20 protein-coding genes and 1 tRNA gene are annotated in these 17491 nt (G+C 48.3%); 19 read left to right on the plus strand and 2 right to left on the minus strand.

Annotated features, from left to right (window positions below; genetic code table 11):
* From HMPREF3027_RS09665 to HMPREF3027_RS02640, 15 genes are all read left to right on the plus strand, one after another.
* A partial coding sequence (locus HMPREF3027_RS09665; protein ID WP_210400667.1) for a hypothetical protein occupies positions 1 to 226 on the plus strand: 226 nt, incomplete at its 5' end.
* Positions 227 to 345: 119 nt separating this feature from the next.
* Positions 346 to 849, plus strand: coding sequence for a flavodoxin FldA (gene fldA / locus HMPREF3027_RS02575; protein WP_070706801.1), 504 nt, complete (start codon positions 346 to 348; stop codon positions 847 to 849).
* Between the two features lie 19 nt (positions 850 to 868).
* The gene (locus HMPREF3027_RS02580; RefSeq protein WP_244860730.1) at positions 869 to 1222 is read left to right on the plus strand and encodes a DUF2023 family protein; all 354 of its coding nucleotides are present in this window, start codon (positions 869 to 871) and stop codon (positions 1220 to 1222) included.
* Between the two features lie 634 nt (positions 1223 to 1856).
* A complete protein-coding gene (locus tag HMPREF3027_RS02585; protein ID WP_070706803.1) occupies positions 1857 to 2477 on the plus strand; it encodes a hypothetical protein in 621 nt (206 codons plus the stop codon).
* On the plus strand, positions 2471 to 2761 hold the full coding sequence (locus HMPREF3027_RS02590) for a winged helix-turn-helix domain-containing protein (protein ID WP_026161767.1): 291 nt from the start codon (positions 2471 to 2473) through the stop codon (positions 2759 to 2761). The genes HMPREF3027_RS02585 and HMPREF3027_RS02590 overlap by 7 nt, the downstream gene beginning before the upstream one ends.
* Before the next feature lie 572 nt (positions 2762 to 3333).
* Positions 3334 to 3573, plus strand: a complete 240-nt coding sequence (locus tag HMPREF3027_RS02595; protein ID WP_070706805.1) for a hypothetical protein — start codon at positions 3334 to 3336, stop codon at positions 3571 to 3573.
* A gap of 80 nt (positions 3574 to 3653) precedes the next feature.
* Positions 3654 to 4487 carry an ion transporter gene (locus HMPREF3027_RS02600; RefSeq protein WP_070706807.1) on the plus strand — a complete coding sequence of 278 codons (834 nt, stop codon included), beginning with the start codon at positions 3654 to 3656 and terminating at the stop codon, positions 4485 to 4487.
* Positions 4488 to 4490: 3 nt separating this feature from the next.
* A complete protein-coding gene (locus HMPREF3027_RS02605; RefSeq protein ID WP_070706809.1) occupies positions 4491 to 4940 on the plus strand; it encodes a hypothetical protein in 450 nt (149 codons plus the stop codon).
* A gap of 27 nt (positions 4941 to 4967) precedes the next feature.
* Positions 4968 to 5480 (plus strand): 3'-5' exonuclease, encoded by a 513-nt coding sequence (locus HMPREF3027_RS02610; RefSeq protein ID WP_070706811.1) that lies wholly within the window; start codon positions 4968 to 4970, stop codon positions 5478 to 5480.
* Between the two features lie 419 nt (positions 5481 to 5899).
* Positions 5900 to 6271 (plus strand): FtsL-like putative cell division protein, encoded by a 372-nt coding sequence (locus HMPREF3027_RS02615; RefSeq protein WP_070706813.1) that lies wholly within the window; start codon positions 5900 to 5902, stop codon positions 6269 to 6271.
* A complete protein-coding gene (locus tag HMPREF3027_RS02620) occupies positions 6271 to 8454 on the plus strand; it encodes a penicillin-binding protein (protein WP_070706815.1) in 2184 nt (727 codons plus the stop codon). The genes HMPREF3027_RS02615 and HMPREF3027_RS02620 overlap by 1 nt, the downstream gene beginning before the upstream one ends.
* A 3-nt stretch (positions 8455 to 8457) precedes the next feature.
* The gene (locus tag HMPREF3027_RS02625) at positions 8458 to 9933 is read left to right on the plus strand and encodes a UDP-N-acetylmuramoyl-L-alanyl-D-glutamate--2,6-diaminopimelate ligase (protein ID WP_070706817.1); all 1476 of its coding nucleotides are present in this window, start codon (positions 8458 to 8460) and stop codon (positions 9931 to 9933) included.
* On the plus strand, positions 9933 to 11195 hold the full coding sequence (gene mraY / locus HMPREF3027_RS02630) for a phospho-N-acetylmuramoyl-pentapeptide-transferase (protein WP_070706819.1): 1263 nt from the start codon (positions 9933 to 9935) through the stop codon (positions 11193 to 11195). Before HMPREF3027_RS02625 ends, mraY begins: the two co-directional genes overlap by 1 nt.
* Positions 11196 to 11207: 12 nt before the next feature.
* Entirely contained in the window at positions 11208 to 12554 is a 1347-nt protein-coding gene (gene murD / locus HMPREF3027_RS02635; RefSeq protein WP_070706821.1) for a UDP-N-acetylmuramoyl-L-alanine--D-glutamate ligase, read from the plus strand.
* 91 nt (positions 12555 to 12645) lie between these two features.
* The gene (locus HMPREF3027_RS02640; RefSeq protein WP_021903124.1) at positions 12646 to 12849 is read left to right on the plus strand and encodes a winged helix-turn-helix domain-containing protein; all 204 of its coding nucleotides are present in this window, start codon (positions 12646 to 12648) and stop codon (positions 12847 to 12849) included.
* Between the two features lie 362 nt (positions 12850 to 13211).
* On the opposite strand, the gene HMPREF3027_RS02645 is transcribed toward HMPREF3027_RS02640, so the two are convergent.
* Together HMPREF3027_RS02645 and HMPREF3027_RS02650 are read right to left on the minus strand one after the other, a co-directional pair.
* Positions 13212 to 13285, minus strand: a tRNA-Asp gene (locus HMPREF3027_RS02645).
* Positions 13286 to 13382: 97 nt separating this feature from the next.
* Positions 13383 to 14462 (minus strand): DUF4253 domain-containing protein, encoded by a 1080-nt coding sequence (locus HMPREF3027_RS02650; RefSeq protein ID WP_070706823.1) that lies wholly within the window; start codon positions 14460 to 14462, stop codon positions 13383 to 13385.
* A 118-nt stretch (positions 14463 to 14580) separates the two neighbouring features.
* Here HMPREF3027_RS02650 and HMPREF3027_RS02655 point away from each other — a divergent pair, with 118 nt between their 5' ends.
* The 4 genes from HMPREF3027_RS02655 to HMPREF3027_RS02670 all read left to right on the plus strand — a co-directional run bounded on the left by HMPREF3027_RS02655 (position 14581) and on the right by HMPREF3027_RS02670 (position 17415).
* Complete coding sequence (locus tag HMPREF3027_RS02655) at positions 14581 to 15024, plus strand: radical SAM-associated putative lipoprotein (protein WP_070706825.1); 444 nt, start codon at positions 14581 to 14583, stop codon at positions 15022 to 15024.
* Entirely contained in the window at positions 15024 to 15281 is a 258-nt protein-coding gene (locus HMPREF3027_RS02660) for a hypothetical protein (RefSeq protein WP_070706828.1), read from the plus strand. Before HMPREF3027_RS02655 ends, HMPREF3027_RS02660 begins: the two co-directional genes overlap by 1 nt.
* Positions 15281 to 16393 (plus strand): TIGR04133 family radical SAM/SPASM protein, encoded by a 1113-nt coding sequence (locus HMPREF3027_RS02665; protein ID WP_070706830.1) that lies wholly within the window; start codon positions 15281 to 15283, stop codon positions 16391 to 16393. Before HMPREF3027_RS02660 ends, HMPREF3027_RS02665 begins: the two co-directional genes overlap by 1 nt.
* 86 nt (positions 16394 to 16479) lie before the next feature.
* On the plus strand, positions 16480 to 17415 hold the full coding sequence (locus HMPREF3027_RS02670) for a restriction endonuclease (protein ID WP_070706833.1): 936 nt from the start codon (positions 16480 to 16482) through the stop codon (positions 17413 to 17415).
* Positions 17416 to 17491 lie beyond the last annotated feature (76 nt).

Here is a 17491-nt window from a genome sequence, read left to right on the forward strand (position 1 = left end):
TCGTTCGGGGACTCCCGTCCCCTCCGACTGGGGGTTAGCTGAGTGGCACCCTTGCGGGTGCTCCATAGCAACGTCCGATCTGTCCGACTTTTCCGGTGAGGGTACCTACAAAGTGGTAACCGACGTGGATACCGCTCTGGCGTTTGCCTTAACTCTCCTTCGAGTGATGGATTTTCAAGCTATCTCACTGCAACTCATCATAATTAGCTATGAGATAACTAGCTAAAATCACTACTAATGGGTATTGATGGGCGGTCAGTTATTGCCTACCTTTGCTCATGAATTGATAGGAGAATAAGCATTTTATCTTTACATACCATATAGTAAAATAGCAATAAGAGTAATATGAAGAAGATCTCAATTATCTACGGTACGTGTACCGATCATACCAAAGAGGCGGCAGAGTTGATCGCTTCTAAGCTGAGCGACTTCCAGCCTGAGCTACACAATGTAGCCGATTGTGGCACCGAACCATTTGAGCAGTCCGACCTCCTGATTCTCGGCACCTCCACTTGGGGTTGTGGCGACTTGCAGGACGACTGGGGCGATATGCTAGACAAGCTTTCGGGCGTGGAGCTAACGGGTAAGCAGGTGGCTCTCTTCGGGCTAGGCGACTCCTCGAGCTTCTCCGATACCTTTGTTGATGGCATGGGCGAGCTATACCACTTCTTTAATGACAAAGGCTGCAAGATGGTAGGCGAGGTGCCCACAGATGGCTACTCTTTTGATGATTCCACCGCTGTAGTCAATGATGAGTTTGTAGGTCTCCCACTCGATGCGGATAATGAGGAAGACCAGACCGAAGAGCGCATCGAAGGCTGGGTGAGCCAATTAAAACCCTTGCTATAGAGATAGAAAGGAGGCAGATATGAGCGGAGCAATGGGAGTGCTATCTCACCTTACCTATGAGTATCATAAGAAACTTAGGAGCTTGGCACTTTATACTTTTCACTCCTCCCTTAAGGGTGAGGTGGAGAATTGGCTTTGTAGCCGTCATATAGAATATATCCTACAGGAGGTGACACCAGTCAAGTACAATGTCTTCTTTGGAGACGGTCCTTGCCTAGATGTTATCCGACATATAGGAGACGACAAGCCCCTTGCGGAGTACACCCCAGAGGAGGATTTTATGCTCGGAATTATGCTGGGATACGACCGATTGGAGCAGTGCCGTCGATATCAAAAGCGAGTTGATCTATCTAGAGAGATAGAGACCCATTGACTTTCGATCCAAGTAGGCACACTGTTACTGTCCTAAAGTGCCTAGATGGAAAGAGGGTGAAGGCTCGCAAAGATCTACTCATTAGAGTGATGTGGTAGGTGTTAGGTTGGTGGTGACCTATTGGCTTTCTTCAAGCTTGTCCTTGAGGTGCCAATGGGTCGCTACTTTTTTATGCCCAAAACAGACGTCTGACCTGTCCGATGAGGTGCCCCCCCCCAATGAAGGACCTCCTCGCGGAGGTCCTTTGCAATTGATGTTCTCAAAATGGGTTTCGGACGAGATAGGAGCAAAGCATTTATTGAGTTGCAACTAAGCATTTGGTTTGTTGCAACTCGCCGATTGCTTAGTTGCAACTCGGCATTTGCTTAGTTGCAACTCAGTTTTTGGCTTCTTATCTTATTGTATTACAGCAAGATACAAAAGTGCATTTGGACTGCTGTATTTTTCCATTAAATAGCAGTGAATTAGGCGTAAATTGTATGCCACAAAGTACCCCCAAACTATCTCTAAAAATAATGGCTTAGATGTTTGGTTTATATTATAAACTTTTGTACCTTTGGTGCGAGAAAGGTGGCGCGCACCCTTTTTTATTGAGTGAATGGTTTATAATGTAAACTTATTATTTCTGAAGATTATGGAAGAAAAGAAGATGAACGAGATGGAGAGTTTGGAGACGATCACCAAGATGCTTCAAGCTACAAAGGGTGAGGATATGCGATCCATCGTGATACGCTTTAGAGTATGGGGCACTGCCTGCCTACTTGTGGGGCTACTCGCTTTCTTTGCCACTACTTATCTAATAAGTCCTTGGTGGCATACCATTTGGTTTTCAATGTTTTTAGTGCCCCTTATCCCTGCGGCACGTGGAGAGCATGATGGGCATAGAGTCACCACCTTTCTTGATGAGAGTATCGCTAAGGTGCTAGGTGCTACGGGTACTTACTTTGCTGTGGCTAGTGTGGCAATTATTATTTTTGGTTGGACTACAGGTAACTGGATGTTTCAGTTGCTCGCCCCTCTAGCGGTGGTAATATTGAGCTTCAACTTGATGCAGGTATGGGCATTGACCAAGCGACGTGGTTTTTATCTCTTTTCGCTAGTAATGCTACTCGCGGGGATGCTGATGCTTTGCCGTGTGGTGCTCCATCTGCCTCTGTTTACCCCTTTGGATCATCTCTGTACAGGTGTGTTGCTCGGACTGCTATTCCTAGTTCCTGCCAACGTCAATAGCCGACCAAAAAAGATAAGATCATGAGAGAGCTGGACCCATTATTGCATTCACAGCTGCGACTATCTATTGTATCGATATTGCTCTCTGTGGCCGAGGCGGATTTCGTCTATCTCCGACAGAAAACGGGTGCTACCAGTGGCAATCTGAGTGTGCAGATCGATAAACTCTCTGAGGCAGGCTACATAGAGGTGGAGAAGGAGTCGGCCGGGAGATCAAGCCGTACTACCTGTCGCCTCACAGCTAAAGGGCGTACTGCACTCGAGGAGTATATCCAGATATTGAGAGAGGATTACTTCCACCTCCCATAGATGTGATTTAGCGCCAACTATCAAAAAGGATGAAGGACCTCTCGAGAGGTCATACCTCATTCGATAAAAGCACTTCTGCTATCAGCAACCGGCAGGGTGCCACTCAGCTAGCCTCCAGTCGAGGGCAACGCCCGAAGACTGGAGGGAGAAGAGACCGCATATAATTCGACCCTTGTGGTCGCACAAGCCTATGTGAGTGCGACCACAAGGGTCGTGGAATTGGGGTACCTCGTAACCCGCCGGTCTTCGGCTCTACGAGCCTCGACCGGGGGCAATCTGAATGGCACCCTTCGGGTGCTCCATCGCAGTGTCTGATTTGTCCGACTCGTCCGACTTGTCTGACCTGTCCGATAAAGACACCCCCCGATAATAGGTTTACCCCAGGACCTCCGTGAGGAGGTCCTTTTTCTAGCCTATGCTATGAAATGGCATACCTGCTTCCTTATCTTTGCCCTTGATGATAGTTACCATAGACATTGGTTGCATAATAATAGTTAATTCTGTATGTTTGTGGTATCATCTATTAGCGATAAAGCAAGTAGTTTTCTTAATAACAATTAAAAGCTAGTATTATGTCACAGATGATCAACAGGGGCAAGGAATTAATCCGCATTAGCCCGAAAGACCCCACTATTATTGAATTCTCTACCAACGACGGTAGGTCATGGTTAAGACGAAGCAAAGCCTCTAATGGTCAAGGGGCCTTTATCGACCTCACTGATAATGGACGAGAGGTGTTAGCCACCTGCGCAAAAGGCCTTTATTACTCCACCAATGAAGGCCGAACTTGGCTACTTCGCCGTCGCAATTAACCGCTTCACTATTTTAGTAGGTTCAGGGGGGGGTATCGCCCCTTGACCCTACTCCTTAAAATATAAGAAAAGGGGTGCTTATGAAGAAGTTAGAAATAAAGCAGGGGTATAGTAGCTCAAGGCTCCGACGGATTGCCAAGATGCTTTATGTTTTTGATTGGGCTGTCGACTTAGTGGTCATCTCCAATGTGGTGTGTATCGTGATACTACTCAATAATTCGGTGCCACCACAGGTGGAGTACTGCTTTGAGGTTTTTCTGGATATCAGCTTGTTATTCCTATTCTTGGAGCTGGGTATACGTATGTACTACCGAAAGGGGTTTTGGAGAAACTCAGGCGATCTATTCGACCTCGCTGTGACCACCATCTGTGCGGTGAGCTTGGTGCCAAGTCTCATCTCCTTACGCACACTGCGTATGGTGCGACTGGTACGTATTCTCCGTATCTTTTCCATTAATAAGCACATAAGGCTGTTCTCCGAGGCGATGCTTAGGTCCTTGCCACGCATTGCATGGTCCAGTATCTTCTTTGGGATGATGCTACTCATCTACGCTATTATAGGTATGGATAGCTTTGGGGAGACGGCTCCCGAATACTTTGGCACCTTCGGAGGTTCGCTCTTTACACTATTTCAGGTGATGTCACTGGAGTCGTGGGCGTCGGCAGTGGCTCGCCCCATCATGAGTACGCACCCCTTTGCATGGCTCTACTTCGTGAGCTATATACTGATTGTATCCTACATTCTACTCAACTTAGTGGCAGGAGTCATCACCTCCACCACGTTGGAGATTTATGAAAAGAAATCCTTTGGAAATGCCTCTCATAAAGAGATACTGGAGGCTATAGCAAGACTAGAGGACCAAGTGGAAGAGCTTTCCCAACAGCACTCTAAGAGGGAGAATGAGAAAAGATAACTTATGGCAAATATCTTCGGACGATATGTTTGGCTGATAGAGCAATTTCGGCAATATGGGCGGCTCACCTACGAGGAGATCAGTCGCCACTGGGAAGAGAGTGGGCTAGGGTATGGTGACCCGCTACCGAAGCGTACCTTTCACAATCATCGCGAGGCGATCTTTGATATCTTTCAGGTGGAGATCCTCTGCGACCCTAAGGATGGGTACCGCTATTATATCGATGGTGCGGAAGAGCTGGAGCAGGATCACCTCCGTACCTGGCTCCTAGATTCCTATACGGCACTCAATCAGATTCAAGCCGATAGCAAACTACAAGGGCGAATCCTCTTTGAGGATGTGCCCTACCTACAATCTCTATCAAGCGCTCCTATCCCTTGGAGACCAGGTGGAGGTGCTACAGCCTCAATCTGTACGAGAGGTGATGGCGAACTTTGCCAAGACCCTCAGTGATTATTACCGCCCAACAACCGAAGAGTAATGGAACCACTCAATTTTATCGCTATAGACTTTGAAACCGCTACTGGAAGGCGCGACTCGATCTGTGAAGTAGGCATCTGCCTAGTACGCCAAGGAGAAGTGGCCGATACCCGCTCGTGGCTGGTACAGCCAGAGGACAATCGCTACAGCTACTGGAATATGCAATGCCATGGCATCACACCCCGCGACACCGCTACCGCCCCCTCATTTCCCGAGGTGTGGCAGGAGTTAGCAACTACTTACCTCACCGATATCCATACCCTAGTGGCACACAATGCCCCATTTGACCGAAGTTGCTTAGAGCAGTCGGCAGAGCACTATCAGTTCGCTTTGCCTGAGCTCAACTGGGAGTGCACCCTCAAACAGGCACGCCAAACCTATTCCTTCGGGTGCCACACCCTCACCTTCCTCTGCCAGCAACTCTCCATCCCCGAAGGTCGGCACCACCGTGCCGGCGACGACGCCGAGATGTGTGCCCGCCTCTACCTCCGAATCCTCCACGACCGCAAATAATGTCTAGTATTACCAACAACTCCAATGATAATTGGGATAAGGAGGCCTGTTTATGCCACCAAAAGGAGATGATTGATATCTTGAAGGAGACTTGTAACCCTCCATTGTGATTGGATAGCTAAGAGGCGATTAGGGTGGGATTTCTGTGGTGTCATTTTGCAAGTACTGAATGGAGTAAAACTCTTCCTAGTTTAATGAGGTTTTTTGCTAGTAGGTGATGACTGGACATCACTGGAGTATAAGTTGGGAGCATGTTTTTACGGTCTTGGTATTAGGGACTGTTGGTGCTGAGGCTTTTTGCTTTTTAAGTGGAGGTAATATCGGCTTAGGTATCTATTCATTATTGTGGCGGTGGGTTACCAAAAAATTGGTAAGTTTGTGGTTGAATAGAGTGGCTATCAGAGAGAGCAGTTTTTGTAATGGAAATAGATGGAGAGGAGTACACTCCACAGCAAGGTGGGGTGGAGGATCGCAAAGCTTTTGTCAATAAGTTTTGGGACTTTGTGGAGGGGCATATCTTGGAGCGTGCCTTCAATGGTCGTATGATCGCGTGGATCGTGGCGATTGCCCTCTATGCGGTGGTGCAGGTGGCGTACAACTACTCTGCGATGCGTAAGATCCGTATGATCTCTACTAATAATACCACGCTACAGGATCTCCGAATGGAGCATATCACTCTTTCTACCGAGCTAATGAATGATAGTCGTATCACTAGTATCGAAGAGCGGGTAGAGGCGGCAGGGCTATCGATCTGCACACCCACTACAGCACCTATAGAGATTGAGAAGTAATGACGGGCGAGGATCTACGAGAGAAGTCGCGGCAACGCAATAGCCTACAGCGGACTAAGCGTATCCACAAGGGGTGGGAGCTCTACATGAAGTTTGGGCTCTTGCTCCTTTTGTTGGGGGTGGTGGTACTGGTAAAGGTGGTCATTACCTCTACTGTACAGGCGAAGCAGTGGGAGTCATTGGTTCGCTATGCTGGGAAGTCGCGGAGTGCCATTGACCCCCTTCGGGGCAATATCTACAGTGACCAAGATGTGCCAGTAGCGATTACGGTGCCAAGGTACGAGGTAGCTCTTGACATGGGAAGTGACTCCTTTGATGGAGAGTTTTTTGAAGCTGGAGTGCAAGAACTCTCCGAGGGGCTTGCAGAGGTAGTTGGGGGGCAGTCGGCTGCTAGCTACAAGCAGGGGCTTTTGCGAGCTCGCCAGAAGCGCTCGAAATACTACCGCCTATTTGGTTCTCGTGAGCTCTCCTACACCGAGCTTCAGGCACTGCTAGAGCTCCCTTTCTTCAAGGGTCGCTCCAGGTATCACTCGGGCTTGATCACCACAAAGTATATCCGCAGGGAGCACCCCTATGGCAATCTTGCCTTCCGTACCATTGGGCGAATCATGAATGAGCCCGACTCCTTGGGTATGACGCACGGCAATAGCGGGTTGGAGATGAGGTTTGACTCCCTCCTCTGTGGCAAAGCAGGAGTGAATCGCTGGGTGCGGGTGCCCCCACGGTGGGAGCCAGTGGAGGAGGTGCCTGCCACCAATGGAATGGACGTCTATACCACGCTCAATGTGGATATTCAGGATATCGCCGAGAAGGCACTTCGTCGTAAGTTGGTGGAGGTGGATGCCGATTGGGGCTGTGTGGTGGTGATGGAAGTGGCTACTGGAGCGGTGAAAGCTCTAGCCAATCTGGATCGTATGGGCGAGGGAAACTATATGGAGCGAACCAATCATGCTCTAGCCGACCTGATTGAGCCCGGCTCTACTTTCAAAGCGATCTCCATGCTGGGGGTACTGGATCGAAAGGGAGTGAACCCACAGGATACCGTGGATGTGGGGAATGGTCTCTACACCATCGGCCGAGGGCTTACAATCCGTGACCATAATGCTCACAAAGGGGGATATGGCAAGATTACCTACAATGAGGCAATCTACTTCTCCTCCAACGTGGGAGTGGCAAAGGCAGTCCTGAAGACCTACGGCGACGACCGTCAGGGCTATCTGGATGAATTGAATAAGATGACAATCTTTGACCAGATTGACTTTGAGATCCCAGGCACTGCCCGCCCACGCTTTCAGCAAGATGTAGAGAAGTGGTCCAATAGTACGATGCCGTGGAGCTCTTATGGCTATGAGATATTAATGCCACCAATCTACACGCTTCGCTTCTACAATGCCGTGGCAAATGGGGGTAAGATGATGGAGCCCTACCTGGTTCGCGAGGTAAGTAGCGGTGATAAGATTGGTTACAAGCGAGAGCCCAGGGTGGTGAATAAGCAGATCGCATCGTCTAAGGCGATTGAGGAGCTTCAACTGATGCTCCGTGGTGTGGTGACGGAGGGTACGGGCAAGGCAATGGACTCGCCCTATGTCGCAATTTCGGGCAAGACGGGTACCGCCCAACGACTTGGTGGAGGTGCCTTTAAAGGGGCAGGCCACAACGTAACCTTTTGTGGCTACTTCCCAAGTGAGCGACCACTCTATAGCTGTATTGTAGTAGTGAGCCGTCCGAGAGGCGTTTACCCTTCGGGTTCTATCCCAGGGGCAGTGCTTCGTGAAATTGCGGAGAAGACCATCGCCACTTCCTACACCCAGTCGCTTGGTGAGGTGCTTCCCGATTCTTTAGCCACCTTTGGCCAGAGGGTGCTGGGCGGTACCACTGAGGGGGTGAAGCATGCGATTAAGTATACAGGAGCAAAGGTAGATCAATTACATAGCAGTGGTACAGAGTGGCTATCGCACCAAGGAGGGGATAGCCTACAGATACTAAGTGCACTCAAACCAGAGGTAGGCACGATGCCCGACCTCATGGGGATGAGTGTGATGGATGCCCTCTACCTTGCCGAAAAAATGGGGCTAGATGTTCGGCTCAATGGACAAGGAGGAGTGGTAAAACAGCAATCAATCCATAAGGGAGGAAGGACAAAGCAAGGACAGTTATTAATATTGATGCTACGCAACGAGTAGAGTATGAAACTAGATAGATTGATGAAAGGAATCGCCCACGATGTAGTGTCGGGCGAACTAGATAAGGAGATTCGGCAGATTACGGCCGACTCAAGAGTGGTGGAGGAAGGCATGCTCTTTGTGGCACTCCGTGGAACGGTCACGGATGGTCACGACTTTATTGATATGGCTATTGAGAAGGGAGCCACCGCTATCCTATGTGAGGAGGTGCCTCAAGAGCGAAAGGAAGGGGTCACTTACCTCCGTGTGGAGCATACCGATGTGGTGATCGGTGAGGTGGCTGCCAACTTTTACGACCACCCTTCCCGTAAACTCAAGTTGGTAGGGGTGACAGGGACCAATGGTAAGACAACTATTGCGACACTCCTTTACCGCCTATTCTCCCACTTGGGGCATAAGAGTGGTTTGGTATCAACCGTCTGCGTGATTGTGGATGGGGAGGAGATTCCGAGTAAGCTCACCACCCCTGATGCGCTCACTCTTCAGCGATACCTCTGGCAGATGGTAGAGGCAGGCTGCGAGTATGCCTTTATGGAGGTCTCTTCGCACGCTGTCCATCAGCACCGTATCGGAGGCACCTATTTCAGAGGAGGTATCTTTACCAACCTCACTAGAGACCACCTTGATTATCATGGTACCTTCCTCAATTACCTCCACGCAAAGCAAGGCTTCTTCGATGGACTGCCCAAAGAGGCTTTTGCCCTCACCAATTTCGATGAAACCAATGGTATGGTGATGGTGCAAAATAGCGTGGCAGAAGTGCATACCTACGCCATCAAGCGAGATGCCGACTTTAAGGGAAAGATACTCGAGCAACACCTCGATGGTACCGATATGTTTTTTAATAATCACGAGGTCTATACACGCCTAGTGGGGAGCTTCAATGCCTACAATATGTTGGCGATATTTGGGGCAGCTATTTTGCTCGGACAGTCTGAGGAGGAGGTGCTAAGAGAGATGAGTCGGCTCACCCCAGTGGATGGTCGTTTTCAGACCGTCACCTCTCCCAAGGGGTATGTGGCAGTGGTCGATTATGCCCATACGCCAGATGCTCTCGTCAATGTGCTGGGGACGATTCAGGAGCTACAAAAGCACCACGGCGGTCGTATCATCTCAGTGGTTGGTGCGGGAGGTAATAGAGATGCTGGCAAGCGGCCCATTATGGCAGCTACCACAGCCAAGCTCTCAGATATCGTAATCCTCACTTCGGATAACCCTCGTCGCGAAGATCCCGAGCAGATTATCGACCAGATGATGGAGGGGCTCGATGAGGAGATGAAGCGACGTACGCTCAGGATCACTAGCAGAAGAGATGCGATCCGCACCGCCTGTACGATGGCGATGCCTAGCGATGTGATCCTCATTGCCGGTAAGGGACACGAGACCTATCAGGAGGTGAATGGCGTCCGCCACCACTTTAGTGATATCGAGGAGGTAGAGAAGATCATCGAAGGGGAGAAAGGAGGAGCTACCCACTGATGCTTTACTACCTATTTGAGTCGCTCAATGCACAAGGTGTCCCAGGAATGGGTGCCTTTACTTATATCTCTACTCGCGCGGCCCTTGCCCTTATCGTTAGTCTACTGATCAGCACATTGATCGGAAGTAAGATCATCGATTGGTTACGGAGTAAGCAGATGTCGGATGCCATTCGTCCCCTTGATATTGAGGGGCAGATGGCAAAGGTTGGGACCCCCACTATGGGCGGTATCATCATCATCATTGCCATTATTATACCCACACTCCTTTTCAATAAACTCAATAATCTCTACATCATCTTGATGCTAGTCACCACAGTATGGCTGGGAGCCCTTGGCTTTGCCGATGACTATGTGAAGGTGTTTAAGAAGAATAAAGAAGGTATCCACGGCCGTTACAAGCTCATAGCTCAACTAGGACTGGGGGTGTTGGTGGCTCTGGTACTGATGACTAGTCCAGCGGTGGTGATTAAGGAAAACGTAGCCACCGAGACGGTCAATAAGGAGCTAGTGGTGAATCACTCCGAAGTGGAGACAAAAAGCACCAAGACCACGATTCCCTTTGTGAAGAATAACAACCTAGACTATAGCGACCTAGCCAAGAATCTTGGACTGAAGCAGAATGCCAAACTCTTTACCCTGATACTCGTGACGCTCATCTTTGTATTCATCGTGATGGGCGTCTCCAATGCAGCCAACCTCACCGATGGACTAGATGGCCTAGCCGCTGGCTCCTCGGCGATTATCGGCGTGGCACTCGGGATATTTGCCTACGTCAGTTCGCACATAGAGATGGCGAGCTACCTCAATATTATGTTTATCCCTGGAGCGGAGGAGCTGGTGGTCTATGCTGCTTCATTTATCGGTGCCACCGTTGGTTTCCTATGGTACAACTCCTACCCCGCACAGGTCTTTATGGGCGATACTGGTAGCCTTACCCTCGGCGGAATTATAGCAGTATATGCGATCATCATTCGTAAGGAGTTGCTCCTTCCTATCCTTTGTGGAGTATTTATGGTAGAGGCGCTTTCGGTGATTATCCAAACCGCCTACTTTAAGTACACAAAGCGAAAGACTGGTACCGGCCGAAGGGTATTCAAGATGAGCCCACTGCACCACCATTTCCAGAAACCAGCTGGAGTGATCGACGCAGTGATCCAAAAGCCTACTCGACCTATTGCTGAGGCAAAGATTACGGTTCGTTTTTGGTTGATCGGGATTCTCCTTGCAGTGCTCACCATTGTGACGCTCAAACTTAGATAAGTCATCATTATTATGAAGTGCAATTTACTTGTTTTGGGTGCTGGAGAGAGTGGCGTGAGTGCTGCCCTTTTGGCACAAGAAAAGGGGTATCGACCCTTTGTGTCGGACTCAGGTACCATTCGCCCAGAGATGAAAGCGGTGTTGACAAAGGCGGCAGTTCCCTATGAGGAGGGCGGGCATCAACTCCCCTATCTGAAGGATACAGAAGAGGTGATTAAGAGCCCTGGTATTCCCGATAGTGCTGAGGTGGTTCGCCGTTGTGAAGCACTTGGGTTACCGATCCTCTCGGAGATTGAGTTTGCTGCTCGTTACACTACCCCTAAGCAGTTAATCTCTATCACTGGTAGCAATGGCAAAACCACCACTACTACGCTGATTGACCTTGCCCTACGTGCTGCAGGAGTGCAGAGTGTAGCGTGTGGCAATATCGGAGATTCCTTGGCTCGGGAGGTGATGGAGGGGGGTGCCGACGTTTATACTATGGAGCTGAGTAGCTTTCAGCTAGATCATATGTACCGCACCCATAGCCATATTGCCCTTTTACTTAATATCACACCCGACCACCTCGATAGGTACGACCACCAATTGATCAATTATGCTCGTGCCAAGTGGAGAGTGTTTCAAAATCAAGGAGCAGGTGACTATGCCATCATCAATGCCGATGACCCGCATATCGCAGAGCTTCAGCAAGAGGCGCCTTTGCAGGCAGAGTTTGTCAAGACCTTTTCTACTCGCAATCCCAAGGCCTCTGCCTACTTTGATGGGCAATTAATTCACTTCGAGGGGGGTGTCACTTACGACTACACCCAGTTCCTCCTCAAGGGTCAGCACAATGCCGAGAATATTATGGCTGTGGGGCTAGCACTTCAGGCATATGGCGTGGATATTGATCGGCAAGAGGTGAGGAAATGCCTATCCACTTTCGGAGGTGTTCGCCACCGCACTCAGCTGGTCGGTACGTGGCATGGAGTTACCTTTATCAATGACTCCAAAGGTACCAACCTCGATGCTACAGCCCACGCTCTTGGTGCGATGCCCGATGCCAAGACGGTGCTGCTGCTCGGAGGTACCGATAAGGGGAACGACTATTCGCTTATTTTCGACCTGGTAAAGTCAAAGGCGAAGGCACTTATTTTTCTTACCCTAGATACCGATAAATTGCATCGTAGTTTTGATTGCCTCGCACTTCCCACCACCGTGGCACATAGTATGGCGGAGGCTTTTGAGCAGATAACAGCACTGGATTTGTCTGAGGGCGATGTGGTCTTGCTCTCTCCTGCATGTGCCAGTTTTGACCTGTTCAAGAACTATGAAGATCGAGGCGATCAATTTATTGATGCCTTTGAAACTTTATCATAATGGCACCCTTTATTTTGCTATTTTGCTGATAATAGGTACATTTGCAACGAAAGTGTTAGGTAATTAATGCTAATTTATAGGAGGAAAGATAATGATTGAACAGATTGGAACCAATGCAGGGCTCGTATGGCATGCCCTGAGTGATAGTAAGAAGCCATTGACCGTAAAGGAGATCCAAAAGAAAGCTGGTATACGCACCCAAGATGAAGTGCGCTTTGCACTCGGGTGGCTAGCCAAGGAGGGCAAGGTAACCTTTGATGGTTGCGATAAAGATTGCAAAATCTCTCTCCGCTAGGCTTTAGAAGTTTACTGGATATAGTGAGAGCCGATACTAGGCACCCTCTTCATTAGGGTACCTAGTATCGGCTCTCTGTTTTTACTCAAAGGGGCAAAAAACACTCACGTGCAAGAGCCCCGAGAGTGAATTGCGAAAGTATCGGAGTCAGCTAGTCTTTGTGCAATGAGAAATGGGAGTGAAACTGCGATCGGAGCTTGATGAAAGTTGAGTTGCAACTAAGCGTTTGCTTAGTTGCAACTCGTCATTTGCTTAGTTGCATCTAAACTTTTGCTTAGTTGCAACTCAGTTTTTGCCCCTAGAATAAGATAAAAAGAAAAAGGTGCTAAAGCGTTGAGATCAACACTTTAACACCTAATCTGCGGTATGGACGGGACTCGAACCCGCGACCCCCTGCGTGACAGGCAGGTATTCTAACCAGCTGAACTACCACACCGTGCTTTAGCCGTTGTTGTTATGGCTTTGCTCGGCAAAGATAGCAAGGATTTTTCAATCCACCAAATATTGCCGCGAAAAAGTATTTATTTTGTCGCCTAATCCCACCAGCAGTACCAGATATGCGACTTGTGTAGGTGCGATGCTAGGGAGGGTAGATTGGTCTCTACAGTGTCTTGGGCGTAGGCAAATAGATTCTTGGCTAGGGAGGTAGTGTCTCCGATAGGGGGGTAGGGGGTGTAGTACAGAACGGAGTCACTAGCGATCTTAATCACCACTGCTCCATACGATTCGTACCAATATCGGGCAATCTGAGCATGCTCCTCTGCCGTGGGGCATTCGTTCCAACCGCCATAAGAAAGATAAGTAAATACCTGCCAAGGCTCTTTTATCGGCATCTCTACTAAGATTGGTGTGCTGAAAAAAGTGAATTCTTCTGGGCAATCAGATTCAAATACCTCGCCATCTACCAGTTCTTTCCACGCATTAGCGCCCTCCTCCCCATCCGCCAGGTAGCTCTCTTTGAGTTCCTCAAGCCTGCGCTGGAGTATCTGTTGACCATTGTTTTCAGTGGAGTTGAGTAGTTTCGCCCGCCACTGCTGGAGCTTCACCTCGTCGTACCACTCAGAGAGCTCATCCAGGTAGTCAAAGAAGTCACCATATATCGACTCCAGTAGCACTGGGTAGTAGCCACTCACTTTCCAATTTTTGTATTTCTCCAGCCAAAGGTTCTTAACCTCCTCTTCAGTTAAATTAAGGTCCAGCTGAGATACCTTGCAATCCTTAAGAAGTGTCTTGATCCTCTCAAAAAACTTCTCTTGCGATTCCTGTTCAACAGCATAGTCCGTTTGATTTTTTCGTGCGATCTTTAAACCTTTCGCAGAGGTATAGTAATTCCATCCTGCTAGAGCAAAGAAAACTAGCGTGGAGTAGATCTGCTGGTGATTCATTAGCCGTAAGATGATGAGCAACATAACTAATATCGTGATTATGCCCCAAACGATCATCTGTCTAAGCAGAATACGGCTTGCCGTTTCCCAATCATTGGCTTTGATGCTCTCCTGAAGCTTTTGCCCCAGTTGATTAGAGGCCTTCTTTTTGCGTTGGTGGAGAAAGGAGACGACGAATATAACCACTGCTGCTATCGCAACAAACAGGAAAAGTTGAGTCTGATCCATTTTAAATAAATCTATTATGTATTCACAAAGGTAATAAGAGGTTACGATATTTGGTGAAGCGACGAAATATTTCTATCTTGCTGAAAAATCAAGAGCTACTTAAAGTGGATATTAAGTTATGAAGAAAGTGGTTGTATCATTACGGGCTTTACTCTCTGCTGGAGCCACCGCATTGCTGGGGGCTTTAGGCTTTTCGAGCTGTGCCGAGAATATCAATAATGGCATGGCAGAGTATGGCACGCCTACCGTACAGTATAAGCTCAAGCTAAAGGTGACCGACCAAGCAGATCAGCCTATCCCAGGACTTTCACTTAAAGCTATTGGTCAGAGCAAGACAAGTGATGCGGAAGGAAAAGCATTGATAGAGGGGCGGGATACAGGATTTTACAAAGACCACGAAATAGTGGTAGAGGTGAAAGATATCGATGGTGACGCCAATGGCGTAGTGAAGGATCAGGTGAAGCATATCGCCATATCCAAGAGCGACTTTACCAGTCATCAACCTAAAGGGTGGCTGAATGGCACTGTGGAGAAGGAGATCAATCTAAAAGTGGAGCGATAATGAAAAGAAAGTATCGCCAAGTGAGGGCAAAGCTGGCAGCAGGCACATTGATACTGCTCGGTGGACTAGGTGTGGCAGGTTGTAAGACTAGCCAAAAAGTAGAGCTCACTCCTAGAGAGCGGGCGAGGGAGGCGTTGCGGCTCGACTCTATTCCCGACCGTTATCCCGAAGCTGTGGCAATGTATGGCACTCCCTACCGAGAGTTTCAAGAGCAAAAACAAGTACCTACTCAACCAAAGAAAAAGAAGGATAAGTGATGTCGCTTCTCTTTCCACAAAAACAACCCTCGCTTGAGCCGACTCTGAAGCAAAGACTCGCTCTCAATGCCCATCGGGTACTTCGAGACGAAGCGATCAGAGAGCATCAGATGACCACTCTCTTTTGGGAGTGTACTCTGCGGTGCAACCTCCATTGTGCCCATTGTGGTAGTGATTGTAGGGTAGAGAGTGGGGTGGAGGAGCTGAGTGTGGAGGAGTTTCTCGGGGTGATTGACCGACTTACCCCGCACATTGATCCGCACAAACTCTTGGTGATCTTTACTGGTGGCGAAGCACTGGTGCGTAGAGATATAGAGGAGGCGGGGCTGGCACTCTACCATCGTGGCTATCCGTGGGGGATTGTGACGAATGGTATGCTCCTTGACGAGAAGCGACTTGAGAGCCTTCAACGAGCGGGCATTCATACCGCTACGGTGAGTCTGGATGGCTTTGAAGAGGTACACAATAAGATGCGGGGGCACCCCCTTAGCTATGCACGAGCTTGGCGTGCTATCCAATTACTTTCCGAGGCAGAGGATATTGTGTGGGATGTGGTTACTTGTGTCCATCCCTTGAATTATGATTCACTCCCTGCATTGCGTCAACAATTGATTGATCTAGGGGTAAAGCGGTGGCGACTATTCTCCATATTCCCAGTGGGGCGAGCCGCTGAAAACTCTCAACTACAACTCTCCGACCGGCAGTATTTCGACCTGATGAACTTTATCTGCGAGACCAATGAGCAGGGCAAGCTACTCGCACAATATGGTTGCGAGGGGTACCTTGGTCGCTTTGAGGGGAGCGTGCGGGAGCAGTTCTATATGTGTCGTGCTGGGGTGAACATTGCCTCGATCCTCTGCGATGGCTCTATCAGTGCCTGCCCCAGTATCCGTTTCGATCACAAGCAAGGCAACATTCATCACGACGACCTTTGGGAGGTATGGCAAAATCGGTTCGAACAATACCGCGACCGTAGTTGGGCAAAACGAGGACCCTGTGCCACCTGTAAAAGCTGGAAGAACTGCCTCGGTAATGGGATGCACCTCCGTGATGATAATGGCGACCTCCTGGTTTGCCACCTCGACCGCCTCAAAGCTGGTGCCCACCGCTAGCAAAGGCGTACAATAGTTATTGTGTGGGTCTTGGGCAGCTGCACCACAATCATTTATATCTATTAATACTGTAAGTTTTTTTATTCATGATACCACGATTTGAAGAGATTTGGATACCGGCACTGAAAGAGCTATCCTCAGGGGCTGTAATGAGAGCTAAGGATCTACGAACTCCCTTGGCAAAATTTTTCCAATTAACGGATGAGGAAATAAATACTATGTATCCGTCTGGAAATGGAGAAATATTTTCGGATCGCATTTCTTGGGCTTTATCGTATCTTTTTATCGCAGGACTTGTGGAAAAGCCTCAAAGAGGCGATTATAAAATCAGTAAAAAGGGCTTGTCAATGCTTTCTTCATGTGCTGATGATAAGATTAATTCGTATATCAAGGAGACTGTGAATGCGAATACTTCTAAGAAGAGCACTAAAAATAAGAATGCAAATAACACTTCTTCCCGAATAGAAAATATTGATGAGCATACTCCAGAAGAAGAATTGGCAGACTCCTATAATAGGATAAAGCAGAATGTTCAATCTCAAATTCTGACTACAATTCTAAGTAAACGACCACAAGAATTTGAAAGATTAGTCGTGGAGTTACTTCAAGCAATGGGTTATGGCGGTGAGGTTAAAAACTCTGGAGTCGTTACTAAGCTCTCCAACGATGGTGGTATTGATGGTATTATTAAAGAGGATATCTTAGGTTTTAACCACATTTCTATACAAGCAAAGCGATATGCATTAGGTAATAATGTTTGTCGTAATGAGATCCAGAGTTTTGTAGGTGCAGTTGCTGGAACTCCATCAAAAAAAGGAGTCTTTATTACAACCTCTGATTATACAAAAGGGGCAATTGGCTATGTAGAAAGTCTCAATGGTTCTCCAACTATTATTCTGATCAATGGGCAACAATTGTCAGAATACATCTACGATTATGGTTTGGGATTACAGACGGAAAGGGTCCTTAAAGTCATGAAGATGGATATGGACTACTGGGATGCAATGGATAACGCACTTTAACTTTTCGTATAAATAAGAGAAGGTTGCACAAAGACAATCGACTTCGTTACTTTTGGTATTTGGTCTCTGTTACTTA

The sequence above is a fragment of the Porphyromonas sp. HMSC077F02 genome (genome assembly GCF_001815465.1).
Lineage (GTDB): Bacteria > Bacteroidota > Bacteroidia > Bacteroidales > Porphyromonadaceae > Porphyromonas_A > Porphyromonas_A somerae.